The organism is Shewanella mesophila (assembly GCF_019457515.1).
In the GTDB taxonomy this organism is placed as follows: domain Bacteria; phylum Pseudomonadota; class Gammaproteobacteria; order Enterobacterales; family Shewanellaceae; genus Shewanella; species Shewanella mesophila.
Genome location: NZ_CP080421.1, coordinates 1,689,122 through 1,701,442 on the forward strand (window position 1 = coordinate 1,689,122; position 12,321 = coordinate 1,701,442).

9 protein-coding genes are annotated in these 12,321 nt (G+C 43.5%); 4 read left to right on the top strand and 5 right to left on the bottom strand.

Going from position 1 to position 12,321, the window contains the following annotated elements:
* Positions 1 to 55 precede the first annotated feature (55 nt).
* Entirely contained in the window at positions 56 to 970 is a 915-nt protein-coding gene (locus tag K0I73_RS07360; protein ID WP_220063835.1) for a LysR substrate-binding domain-containing protein, read from the bottom strand.
* Between the two features lie 321 nt (positions 971 to 1,291).
* Here K0I73_RS07360 and K0I73_RS07365 point away from each other — a divergent pair, with 321 nt between their 5' ends.
* From K0I73_RS07365 to yfcC, 3 genes are all read left to right on the top strand, one after another.
* A complete protein-coding gene (locus K0I73_RS07365) occupies positions 1,292 to 1,483 on the top strand; it encodes a YhdT family protein (RefSeq protein WP_220063836.1) in 192 nt (63 codons plus the stop codon).
* Positions 1,476 to 2,915: a sodium/pantothenate symporter gene (gene panF / locus K0I73_RS07370; RefSeq protein WP_220063837.1), complete on the top strand. Its 1,440-nt coding sequence runs from the start codon at positions 1,476 to 1,478 to the stop codon at positions 2,913 to 2,915. Before K0I73_RS07365 ends, panF begins: the two co-directional genes overlap by 8 nt.
* Positions 2,916 to 3,043: 128 nt before the next feature.
* On the top strand, positions 3,044 to 4,582 hold the full coding sequence (gene yfcC / locus K0I73_RS07375) for a putative basic amino acid antiporter YfcC (protein WP_220063838.1): 1,539 nt from the start codon (positions 3,044 to 3,046) through the stop codon (positions 4,580 to 4,582).
* Positions 4,583 to 4,653: 71 nt separating this feature from the next.
* Here the strand turns inward: yfcC and K0I73_RS07380 are convergent, their stop codons facing one another.
* The 3 genes from K0I73_RS07380 to K0I73_RS07390 form a co-directional block, all read right to left on the bottom strand.
* Positions 4,654 to 7,491, bottom strand: coding sequence for a TonB-dependent receptor (locus tag K0I73_RS07380; RefSeq protein WP_220063839.1), 2,838 nt, complete (start codon positions 7,489 to 7,491; stop codon positions 4,654 to 4,656).
* 637 nt (positions 7,492 to 8,128) lie between these two features.
* The gene (locus K0I73_RS07385; RefSeq protein ID WP_220063840.1) at positions 8,129 to 9,079 is read right to left on the bottom strand and encodes a TDT family transporter; all 951 of its coding nucleotides are present in this window, start codon (positions 9,077 to 9,079) and stop codon (positions 8,129 to 8,131) included.
* A gap of 96 nt (positions 9,080 to 9,175) precedes the next feature.
* On the bottom strand, positions 9,176 to 10,249 hold the full coding sequence (locus K0I73_RS07390) for a methyltransferase (RefSeq protein WP_220063841.1): 1,074 nt from the start codon (positions 10,247 to 10,249) through the stop codon (positions 9,176 to 9,178).
* Between the two features lie 274 nt (positions 10,250 to 10,523).
* Between K0I73_RS07390 and K0I73_RS07395 the strand changes: the two genes are divergently transcribed.
* Entirely contained in the window at positions 10,524 to 11,225 is a 702-nt protein-coding gene (locus tag K0I73_RS07395; RefSeq protein ID WP_220063842.1) for a TetR/AcrR family transcriptional regulator, read from the top strand.
* 15 nt (positions 11,226 to 11,240) lie between these two features.
* Here the strand turns inward: K0I73_RS07395 and cysK are convergent, their stop codons facing one another.
* Positions 11,241 to 12,209 (bottom strand): cysteine synthase A, encoded by a 969-nt coding sequence (gene cysK / locus K0I73_RS07400; protein WP_220063843.1) that lies wholly within the window; start codon positions 12,207 to 12,209, stop codon positions 11,241 to 11,243.
* Positions 12,210 to 12,321 lie beyond the last annotated feature (112 nt).

Sequence of the window (12,321 nt, forward strand, 5' to 3'; positions counted from 1 at the left end):
AAACTATTTTATCGACAAAGAGATGGGGCTAGTAGCCCCATCTCTTATTGTAAGACTATCTTGAGTGTTTGTGAGCTTGGCGATTTTTACTCAGTCTACGCGCTTCTGTTATTACGCAATCCCTTAACGGGTTCTCTCCCGAATCACAGCGCCATACAAATGAAAGATGTCTTTGCATATTGAGCTGAGGCGTTTCAAGGATAACCAGTTCACCCGCGGCAACTTCTTTTTCTACATCTAAGAAAGGTAAGCTACTCAAGTATGGCCCATTCTTAACGAGCGCCTTGAGCAGTGATACATGCTCATATTCCTTCCATACATTGAGCTTCTCTATTACCCCGTGAATGGCGCCCTCAAAAATCCGCCGCGTCCCCGCACCTTGCTCACGTAACACCCATTTCGCTTGCTCTAACTGTGACAAGCTGGTGGTTTCATATCTAGCGTAAGGGTGGTGTGGGGAGGCGATAACGACTAAATGATCATCTAGCCATTGTTCCTGATATAGACGGCTATCGTCATTACGGCCTTCAATAATGCCAAAATCATATTCGTAGTTGAGTAAACCTTCGACGACATTCTCGGTATTTTCAACTGTGAGATCGATCCTAAGTTCAGGAAAATCGGTATCGATTTTACTGATAAGTTCGGGGAGTAGGTGCTCAGCCGCTGTTTGACTTGAGCATAATCTAAACCGGCCGCTGATAAGGTGTTGTTCGTGAAGGCCTAATTCTATTTGCTGCGCATCTTGTAATAGCCTTCGCGCCTTTGGGCGTAACCAGTTCCCCCAGTGGCTCAAAGTGAGCCGATTGCCTTGTCGAATAAAAAGCGGTCTACCGAGTAGGTTCTCGAGTTGCCCAAGTGACATGCTGACTGCCGACTGAGTCATGGAGAGTTTTCTTGCTGCGGCGCTGACACTTTCTAAGCTGGCTACCGCATCGAAAACCATTATTTGCTTGAGTGAGTATTTCATGACGGCTATTTTGTCCCTAACTGAAACTAATATAAATTGAAACTATCAATTAAATTGATGGCTTATTGAGTCTGATTCTATGGCTTGTTAACGACCTAGACAAGCAAGCGGCTGATTTTAATGGTGGAATCTAGAGGTGGTTCACTCTTTTCGGCTAGCTGTGCGTTTCGTGGGATTTATCGTGATCGTTTTTAGAAATTTGTAATGTAAAAATAATGTGTTACAGGTCTTGATACTTAAGACTCTTCTAGTATGACGCTAGCTCTGACCGCTGCTTTTGTCTAGAATCGAGTATCTGTTTCTCTGTTCGTATGACTCTCTATGGCTTCATTGTCAAAAATGGCATTAGCGCTAACTGGCGGTTACTTCATATTATGGTGCTTGGGGCCGCTACTGCTCAAAGATGCTGGCAGCTGGATTGGTCTGCCTCTGTGGTTTTGGTTCTCCTGTATTGGGGCTCCTTTAATTCTGATCCTATCCTTAGCTGTGTTCCTGAGAGGACAAGATGACTAATCTTATTCCAGTTATGGGTTATCTGTTATTGAGCCTGATCATTACTCGCTGGTGGAGCCATAGGCAGAGTCAAAAGGGGGATAGACTTTACGGTGATAAGGCAAAACGTTTCTTTATCGGTGGCGCCTTTTTAAATGGCCCTTTGCTGGCGTTAACCCTTGTTGCAACATACACCAGTGCCAGCTCCTTTATCGGCGGTCCAGGCGCCGCTTATAAAATGGGCTTAGGTTGGGTATGGCTTGCATTAATACAGGTGCCTGTCGCTATCTTAACCCTAGGGGGATTAGGCCCCAAGTTTCTGAGCCAGCGCCATGGACATGCCACCTTGATTGAATGGCTCGATGCTCGCTATCACAGCCCATTACTGAGCCATATAGCGGTGGTAAGTTTAGTCACGGGTTTTATCGCGATGATTGCGGTGCAGTTTATTGGCGGCGCGAGGTTATTCTCTGGCGTGAGCGGTATTAGTTATGAGTTGGGGCTCGCTCTGTTTGTTGTCACTGTGCTCGTCTATACCTTAACAGGCGGGTTTCGGGCAGTAGTGCTAACCGATGCGTTGCAAGGGATTGTGATGCTGCTAGGCTTGCTACTCCTGTTTAGCGGTATTTTGTTTCAGGCTCCACTACCTGAATTAATGGCAACCGTTAGCCATTACTCTCCTCAAATGCTCGAGCCACATGGCGTAAGTGATGCGCTTGGCTGGCCTATGATGCTCTCTTTTTGGGTGTTGATCTGTTTTGGCACCATGGGGCTGCCCCATACCTTAGTGCGTTTACTGGCAGTAAAAGATAGCAGCGCCTTAAAGCGGGGCATGGTATGGGGAACCATTATCTGTTTTTTGATGACCTTGCTGCCGCACCTGTGCGGTGTTCTTGGTCGGGCGCTTTATCCTGATTTGTCGGTTCCTGATGAGATCATGCCAAGTTTAATATCGGGGATTTTTCCTCCTTTTTGGGCTGGAGTGCTGTTAGCGGCGCCAATCGCCGCAGTCATGTCATCGGTCGACTCCATGTTATTACAATCGGCGGTTAGCCTTATTCGCGACGGCGCCTTGAAGAAGTGGCCTAGCTTAAGCTCGGCCATGCAAGTTAGGCTGACTCGAATGGCTCTCTTACTGGTCACACTCATCGCTAGCTATTGGGCATTGGATCCACCAGAGATGATTGTTTGGATCAATCTTGCTGCATTTGGTGCGCTTCAGGCGGTATTTTTGTGGCCCATAATCGCCGGAGTGTTTTTACCCAGTGTCAATGGCGTTAGCGCATTAACATCGATGGTGGCAGGGCTGATTAGTTACTTACTGCTGCAAATAGCTGCGCCCTTTATGTGGCATATTCATCCTATTGTGCCAGCATTACTTTTGTCGTTATTGGTGATGCTTGCGAGTCATCTTTGGCAAAATAGATCTAAGGCTGTGACTTCCGAATGTTAATGTTAGTCTCAATGATAGTGTTGATGTTACTGCTTGCTAATGCTTGAGTTATCAGCTGACACCGCAGTGTAAACCTAGGTTGAATTAGTTTATATTTGCGGCCAGATAATCTTTATTCTGGCCATAAAATGAATGCTAATCCTACAAACTCATCAATTGAGTCTACCTCGTCTGTTCAAACCTGGCAGATGCCAGACACTTTAGTGATCATCTTTTTTGTCGCATTAGCGGCAATGCTACTAACCTATATTGTTCCTGTTGGCTCCTTCGAGACCCAAGATGTTATCTACGTGAGTGATGGTGTCGAAAAGAGCCGTAGTGTTGTTAATCCTAGCTCATTTCGTTATCAAGTTGATGATAGTGGAACTCCTGTTCTTCAGCCTATCTCCCTGTTCGAGGGTGGCGGTGATGTCGGCTTTTTTAATTTTGCCTTTGAAGGTTTAGTCTCTGGTTCAAAGTGGGGAACAGCCATCGGTGTCATCATGTTCATGTTAGTGATCGGCGGTGCATTTGGCATCGTAATGGAAACGGGCACTATAGATAATGGCATCTTGCGGTTAATCGATAGGACTCGAGGTAATGAAGGGCTATTTATCCCCGTTCTGTTTACCTTGTTTTCTCTTGGCGGCGCGGTTTTTGGTATGGGGGAGGAGGCGATAGCCTTTGCGATTATTATTTGCCCTTTGATGATCCGCCTCGGCTTTGATGGCATTACCACGGTTATGGTGACTTATGTGGCGACCCAAGTCGGTTTTGCCAGCTCATGGATGAACCCTTTTAGCGTGGCTATCGCTCAAGGTATTGCTGGCATTCCTGTGCTTTCGGGGGCGGGAGTGAGAGGTGTTATGTGGGCTGGATTTACCCTGATGGGGATAGTTTTCACCATGCGATATGGCGCTAAAATTAGAGCAACTCCATCATTATCTTATAGTTATAAAAGTGATCAGTATTTTCGAGATCACCAAGCTAGCGCTAGCTTAGAAAGCCGATTTAATCTAGGTGATATCTTAGTGTTACTGACCATATTACTCACAGTGATTTGGGTTATTTGGGGCGTGGTTGCAAATGCTTGGTTTATTCCTGAGATAGCGAGTCAATTTTTTACCATGGGGATAGTGGTTGGCGTGTTTGCTGTGGTGTTTAAGCTTAATAAGATGACAGTCAATCGCGTTGCAACCAGCTTTAAGCAAGGTGCTGCAACTATGCTAGAGCCTGCGATATTAGTCGGTTGCGCTTCTGGCATTTTAATTATATTAGGAGGCGGCGACCCGACGAAGCCGAGCGTTCTCAATACGTTACTTAGTAGCGCTGGCGGTTTTATTGGTGCGCTGCCAGCGGCATTTTCGGCTTGGTTTATGTTGTTGTTTCAATCGATATTTAATTTCTTTGTGACCTCGGGCTCAGGACAGGCGGCATTAACCATGCCCTTGATGGCGCCGCTTGCAGATATTGTGGGGGTTAGCCGTCAAGTTGCGGTGTTGGCGTTTCAGTTGGGCGATGGTTTTACTAATGTCATCGTACCGACCTCGGCGTCATTGATGGCGACATTAGGTGTATGCAGAGTCGATTGGGGGGCTTGGCTTAAGTTTATCTGGCGCTTTATGGCGGCGTTATTTGTTGTATCGAGTATTGTGGTAGTCGCTGCGCACTATTTTGGCTTTGTGTAATGCTTATTTTGCTTTTAGTTTAGGAAATCGAGCAATAAAAACGGCATCCTAGGATGCCGTTTTTGTAGTTATTACATCGCGAAACTAAAGGTTGCGTGGTAGTAGCGACCTACGTTGTCGTAAGAGGCTGAACCTGCACCAGTCCCAGTCGTACCGTACGGAAGATCACGGTCAAATAGGTTATCGACGCCAAATTTTAATTTAATACCGCTATCGAAAGCATACGATACCGATGCGTCAGAGATGAAATATTTTCCATATGACATGCTACTGCTAGGGTTAGGGTTCTTTTCAAGCTCTTGTGGAGTATAGAGAGAAACTCCATCAATGAATCTTGTTCTCCAATATACGCCCCAGTTATCTTTACTATAGGTTGCAGTAAAGTTTGCTTGCCAATCAGCTTCTCCAGTCATACCTGCATACTCATTGCTCGTACCAGGTTCATTTTGGAACGGATATTCGTTGCGTTTAAGCAAGTGAGTCACCACCATGTTGGTGTTAACATCACCATTGTATAGATCAAATACATAGCCGATATCAAAATCGATACCAGCAGCTTCAAGCTTGGCAATATTTAATGATTGCGACGTCAAACTGGTTATTTCACCAGTGGCTGGATCGCGAGTAATACGCTGACAATATACGTTGTCGATGCCTGTAGTCGAGTCAAGACATTTATCAATCATGTCTTGTGCGCTTACACTTGAAATAGCGTCATCAATTACGATATTCCAGTAATCAGCTGAAATCGAAAGACCATATATGAAGTCAGGTTGATAAATGGCACCAATGGTGTAACTTGTTGACGTTTCCTCTTTTAGATCTTCGTTACCACCACTTAGACCTTCGACTGTTGCTGAATCATAATCAGAGTTAAAGTCAGCTGGTACACCAAGCGCTGCGCAGCTAGTCTTACGAATAGCAGCTTGTTCTGGTGTTAAATCATTAAGATTGTCGAGTTTGCAAGAATCATCAATGTTAAAGAAGTTTTGCCCTAACGCGCCAAATAACTCACCAATATTAGGGGCGCGAATAGCGCGAGAATAGGTGCTGCGTGCTCGAAGTTCATCATTAAGCTGCCAGCTTAGACCCGCTTTCCAAGTTGTAGCATCACCAATAGTGCTGTAGTCCGCATAACGAGCGGCCAGTTCAAGATCGAGTTGCTGAATAGCCGGAAGATCTGCGAGTAAAGGTATATTCACTTCCGCAAAAATTTCTTTTACATCGTATTCGCCGCTATCTTCACCTAACACATTGAAGAAAGTACCTTCAGCATTTTTCGGCTCTTTCTGTATAGATTCTTCTTTACGGTATTCAACCCCTGTAGAAAAGCCAATTTCGCCAGCTGGTAACTCATAAAGCATAGAGTTAGTCAAGGTTCCGCCTAATACCGTTTGTTTAATGACAGAGGTTCCTGTCGATACAGTATTGATATAATCTTGAGCTTCAGATGAGGCATTGCCTGCACCAAAAATATTGATCGGAACGCAACCATCAGCTCGTGCGTCAGCATCGCGACAAACGGCAACACCATTTTCAATGACTGAATCTAGGGCATAGGCAAAGTTCTTCTTGATCATGTTGTTTTTATTAACACGTTCAAGATCTGTTTGGCCATAGATAGCATATGTATCGTATTCCCAGTCATCGCCGATGTAGCCAGTGAGGCCTAATACATATCGCTGTGTTTCGCGAGTATCATCTTCGATGCGTTGCCCTATACTATCGGTAAACAGTCTAACACCGATAGAGTCTGCATTTTGAGCATCCATTAACTCGGTAACGCTGGAATGTAAAAACGCATTGTCGCGTTTTACGTTTAACGGAGTGCCAAAGAAAAACGCGGGCTGACCATAATCACTTGATTGGCTGTTGACATATTTAGCTTCAAAATAGGCTTTCATGTCTTCATTGAGCTGATAATTAGCCTTAAAGTTAATGTTATATCGCTTAAATTCAGGTTGTAAGTCTGTATATTCTCTCAAGTTAAAAGAGTCACAATCGGCGCACTTAACGCCATCAACATTACTACCTGTATAGACATCTCGAACAGAGCCATCTGGATTAAAGGTTTTCCACCCATCTAGATTAAATACACCATCTCTATTGATAGCGTAATAACCTGCATTAGGTGTTAATATTTTGTCTGGATCATTGGGATCTACACTTCCAGGAGCCTGATTTTGATTACGTAATTCACTGAAGGAAATTGCCGTTTGCTCTCGATCTAAGCTGCGTAATCTATCTTGGCCACTATATTCTACTGCAAATGCTACGTTACCATTGCCGCTATCAAAATCGGTACCGTATGATAATGAGAGTTTTTCTTTTGAGTGGCTGCTCTCGCCTGCAAACCCTTTGGTTGCAGAGAACTCTAATCCTTCAATATCATCTTTTAAAATAAAGTTAACTACCCCTGTTACGGCATCTGCACCATAAATGGCCGAGGCACCACCAGTGATAACTTCTACTCGTTCAACCCAGCTACTTGGAATGGTATTAACATCCACTCGCTGCGAACCGGCTGAACTTGATACGTGGCGTTTCCCATCAACTAGAACCAAGGTTCTCGCAGTACCCATGTTACGCAAATCAAGAACGTTAAGGCCTGCTGTGCCAATGTTACGGCCAGAATTGGCCAATGAGTAAGTGCTGCCAAGAGCGGGTAATTGGTTTAGCGCTTCACCAATATTAGTCGCTCCAGTTGCTAATAATTCATCACCACTAATGACGGTTACCGGCGTTGGGGCTACTGCACCTTCTCTAATAATACGAGAACCAGTAACTTGAATCCGTTCTACCTTGTTTTCATCCGCTGCGTAAACCGCTGGTGCACTTAATGCGGCAGTTGCTGCCCCACCAATTAACACAAAGTGAACAGCTTTGGCCAATATAGAATTTGGCTGCATTTTTTTCTCCCTGAGACTTATTTTGTTTTTGATTTAATATTGATTAGTAAAAACTTTTCAAACATTTACTTATATTGAAATATCTTTACTTCATCATTGATATAATCATAGCGAGATAACAACTGCAACATCCTCGACACAGATGAAACCTATGATAAATAGCTGTTTGATTTATCATTTTATTAACCACGTGTTAACCTTGATGGGGTGGTGTTTATTTATTGTACGGTTTCTTGTATATCACTCTGGTTTAATTGTTATTAAATTTGATTGTTTGTGTTTTTTGTGTTTGCTTTTGACTTTTTAGTTGTTGTTAATTGTTTTTGTATTTGTTGGTTTTGGGTTTGTTAAATGGTGAGTATGTTATTTAAAAATAATCGTTAAAATTTGAAAAATATTGTGGAAATCGGTTATTTGTGAGCGCTATCTCGATAATTTTTGTTCATTACTCATTGGTAGATAGGTTGTTTTTGTTAATAGTTTGGTGTCACCATGTTGCGTTTTTGATGTTTTCCCGCTTTTAATAAACTCCAAACTCTAAAGTAGAGACTATTTGATCTTTTATTGTTGTTTATTCTATTGTTAATGATCTGGTTTGGTGATCTGAAGCTGTGAGAAAGGAGGGTTTAATCTATTACTAGCGGTAATGGTCGATATATTTATAAGAAACATATGCAACGATAACACTGGCAACGATTAATTCGATGATGGCTGTCATTTCTATTCCAACAGCGAAATTACTCATTCCGTATTTGGTTAGCATCCACTGATATGTTTTTAATAGGGCGGTAGCTCCTATCACCATAGGAAAAGTAAAAGCGGCATATCCTGGTGAAAACGGCAGTTTAAGCAGATGAAAAAGCGCTAAGTAGATTATGCTTGTCATCAGAATGGCGACGGTGAGCAGTAGTGTCACCACAGTCGCAGAAGGCTGTTCAACAATGGTAAGGTATCCGGCCAGACTCAGGCTTGCTGGCGCCGCCAAAATGGCTATGGTGGGTTTTGCTGCATCTGGTATTTTTGGGCAAAAAATCAGACGATACAACATGAGTGGTAGCATGACTAAATAGCAGCCCATACCGAACATCAATGTGGCGGTTGCGAGCCAGTGGTAACCATCGTTAGGAAAGCTTACCGCTGCGACAATAATACCTATGGGGGGAACAAACCAGCTAGGTACCATCTGTTCTAGTTTGAAGTCAAGCGCGCGGTAGTAGGCAAAAATACTTAAGAAGATTAAGTGAATAGCGATGGCTATTAGCCATAGATATTTTCCTGCTACCGGATTGTGGTGCCAAAGTGTATTAGAGACTACCATCAATGCCATCGCAAAAGTCGGAATGACGCTGCCAACAACGGGGTGGGTTAACTCCTCCTTTAATACCTTAGGGTGTAGCAGAAATTTAGCCATCAATGCCGACAACAGCATGCAGGCAATGAGTGTTCCTATCGTTTGTCCCAGACCATCATATTGTGGGAGTAAACTGTCCCAAGCCCAGCCAAGGCTAGCAATTGCCAAGGCTAGACCTGCCATGGGGCTTGGTAGACTTGATGCACTACGATGAAGTGCCGTTATTCTATTTTTCATGGTAACCCCATTACTGATTCATTCTATGTTGCTCATAATAGGGTCTGTATATTGATCATAAAATTTGATTATTTTTAATTACAGATTAATAAAACCTTATGGCTTGAGCTTGCAACGTAACAGGGTATGCCCTAAACCAATGTTGTCGATGTCTTCATCAACGTATAATCCAGCTTGAGAGATCAGCTTGAGCATCTCTTTGGAGTGATACATGCGGCTGTTGCCATTGGCCATGGCGGTAAAATAAAGAGATGTTGCGTTGACACAGTAAGCGCCAGCTTCAAAAGGTTGTCTGTCCCAATAGGTTTCTAAAATGCATAACTCGCTATTGGAATGCATATTGGCGGCGGTACTGCGTAAGATGGTAAGAATTTGTTCTTCATTAAAGCAGTCTAAGAACTGACTCATCCAATAGAGATCACCACCATTAGCAAAAGGACTGCTTTCGTCTAACAGATCACACTCAAAACCCTTAATTCGGCTGATGAGATTATGTCGCTTAGCATTAGATAGGGCGACGCGAAGTTGTCCTGGAAGATCCATAATAGTGACGACGACATCTGGATCATAAGTGGTACAGGCAAGGGCCCACTTCCCCGTATTTCCGCCAATATCGACTATGGTTTTAGGGGTATTCTTAAAGATCAATGGCAGCAATACATCAAATGCGTGATCAGAATAATAGTGGTCAAACTCAAACCAGCTTTTTTTTACCTGTTCGGGGAGCTCGCTTAAACTCGGATAGATAGTTGGCCAATCTCCAAAGATTTTAAGGCCGTTGGCTTTGCCTTCGACTAAAGACGATTCTAATTCAAATAAACCTTGGTAGCAGACATCGTGGATGAAATTGAGGTTAGTTTGCGCCATATTGTCATGAAGCATGAAATGGCCGATCTTATCTAAACGGTACTGGTCGTCTTCCTTCCACAGCAATCCCATGCTTAAACCCATATCCAGTAGAACGGTAATCGCATATGTGGACAGCTGACACTGAGATGCAATCTGCTCTTTAGTACTGTCTATGCCGTTAGCGCTATCGATATACTTTAAGATATTAAATTTTAGCAAGCAGCGTGCAACTTGAAATGCCACGGGGGCGAAGGCTATTTTTTGTGCTTCGAATTTTGCATCAAATGCATTGATAGATTTTGGTTTTTGGTAAAATGTCATTAGTAAGAAAGCTCTGTGAATAGGAGGTGGTCAATTGCTAACTGGACTTTACTCTTATCTTTCACTCGAGGCATTAGGCAACTTATTGTTAGTCGAGCTAGCTCTCGAAATTACTATTTAACCTCCACTTTTTGACAATAGATCTGTCGTTTATTCCTTTGTAGGTGCGATACCAAGATGTTAAACAAGGTGCTATTCGTCTAGTCGCGCATGATACCAAGTGATAATATCATGCCGATAATAGGATGCGAAACCATGTGTTGAGGAGTTATTGATGCTGCTGCCGTTACGTTATGTAGGGAGAAGAACACATAGATCAGATGGTGAGGCTAGACGTGTTGCCATTTTAGAAGCCACTCTGAGGCTAATCGTCAAGGAGGGGATCCGTGGCGTTCGTCATCGCGCCGTGGCGCTGGAGGCTAATGTTCCTTTGGCGTCGACGACCTATTATTTTAAAGACATTAAAGATCTCATTAGTGATGCTTTGACTTACTTTGCCGAAAAAACGCTGTGGATGAACAACACACTTGAACAAAAAAGCTTTCAATTATTACAAACCCTGAAGCAGGCGGGCGATCAAGTATCGCGTAAAGCGCTCGCGGATAACTTATCGTTGTTTATTTGTGAACATATTAAAGAGCAGGTTAGTCACAGAGACGATCGTATATTGGAGGTTGCTTTCCATGAAGAAGCATTGCGAAATCCGCAGCTCGCCTCGGCCATTCAGTCGTTAGATAATGCATTGCTCAATACTATCGAGCAGTTTTTTGTACAACTCGGTTCCTCTCAAGCAATGGCTGAGGCACACCAAGTATTAGGCCTAATTCGTTGGGTCGAATATCAAACGGTCGTCAGTGGTAAGTTAGATGAAGCGCAACTGAATGAGATCATTACTGTCTGTATTAATAATATTTTTACTAGCCCAATAGAAAGCCCTATTAGTGATAGTACCAATAGGGCTTTAACATCTAGCTAATGTCAGGATTGGGTGTTACTGAACGTTTTCAGCATCCCCAAATTGGCCTTGGAACAGTACTGAGGAGAGATAACGCTCTGCCGCAGAAGGCAGAATAACGACGATGTTTTTACCTTCAAACTCAGGCAATGACGCGATACGGTTTGCTGCTACAACCGCTGCGCCAGAGGAGATACCGACCAAAATGCCTTCCTCTTTCATTAGGCGTTGAGCCATCTCGATAGCATCTTCATTGCTTACCGCTTCAACGCGATCAACCATCTCTAAATCTAAGTTACCAGGAATAAAACCAGCACCGATGCCCTGGATCTTATGCGGACCAGGCTGAATGGCTTGTCCAGCGAGAGTTTGCGCAATCACTGGCGAATCAACCGGCTCTACCGCGACAGAGGTAATGGCTTTACCTTGTACATTCTTAATGTAACGGCTGATACCTGTGATGGTTCCGCCTGTACCGACACCAGCGACAACAACATCGACTTCGCCGTCGGTGTCATTCCAGATCTCAGGTCCAGTTGTTTTCTCATGGATCTCTGGGTTGGCTGGGTTATCAAATTGGCCAAGAATAAGATACTTCTCTGGATCTGATTGGCGAAGCTCTTCTGCCTTATCGATAGCACCTTTCATTCCTTTCGCACCTTCTGTCAGCACTAAGTTCGCACCTAGGGCTTTAAGTAGCTTACGACGTTCTAGACTCATGGTGTTAGGCATAGTCAGGGTTAACTTATAACCACGAGCCGCTGCAACATAAGCTAGCGCAATCCCCGTGTTTCCTGATGTTGGTTCGATAAGCTCTTTATCTTTTGTGAGTAAGCCTTTTTTCTCAGCATCCCATATCATGTTTGCGCCGATACGACATTTAACGCTAAAGCTTGGATTACGCGCTTCAACTTTTGCGAGCACCTGGCCGTTGCTAACGCGGTTTAGGCGAACAAGAGGTGTATTACCAATAGTATGTGAATTGTCTTCGAAAATTTTACTCATGGATTGCTTGCTCCTTAATTTATACAGCTAAATCATAGTGTGCTTTTGTTGCTTTAGAAATCATAGTTTAATCTTCTTTATTCCATTTAGTTATTAATGATGTAATATCTAT

What these genes read in the sequence shown, in the direction of transcription:
- K0I73_RS07395 (WP_220063842.1), top strand. Translation starts at nt 10,524, where the DNA reads ATGCTGCTGCCGTTACGTTATGTAGGGAGAAGAACACATAGATCAGAT.
- K0I73_RS07390 (WP_220063841.1), bottom strand. Translation starts at nt 10,249, where the DNA reads ATGACATTTTACCAAAAACCAAAATCTATCAATGCATTTGATGCAAAA.
- K0I73_RS07365 (WP_220063836.1), top strand. Translation starts at nt 1,292, where the DNA reads ATGGCTTCATTGTCAAAAATGGCATTAGCGCTAACTGGCGGTTACTTC.
- panF (WP_220063837.1), top strand. Translation starts at nt 1,476, where the DNA reads ATGACTAATCTTATTCCAGTTATGGGTTATCTGTTATTGAGCCTGATC.
- K0I73_RS07360 (WP_220063835.1), bottom strand. Translation starts at nt 970, where the DNA reads ATGAAATACTCACTCAAGCAAATAATGGTTTTCGATGCGGTAGCCAGC.
- K0I73_RS07380 (WP_220063839.1), bottom strand. Translation starts at nt 7,491, where the DNA reads ATGCAGCCAAATTCTATATTGGCCAAAGCTGTTCACTTTGTGTTAATT.
- K0I73_RS07385 (WP_220063840.1), bottom strand. Translation starts at nt 9,079, where the DNA reads ATGAAAAATAGAATAACGGCACTTCATCGTAGTGCATCAAGTCTACCA.
- cysK (WP_220063843.1), bottom strand. Translation starts at nt 12,209, where the DNA reads ATGAGTAAAATTTTCGAAGACAATTCACATACTATTGGTAATACACCT.
- yfcC (WP_220063838.1), top strand. Translation starts at nt 3,044, where the DNA reads ATGAATGCTAATCCTACAAACTCATCAATTGAGTCTACCTCGTCTGTT.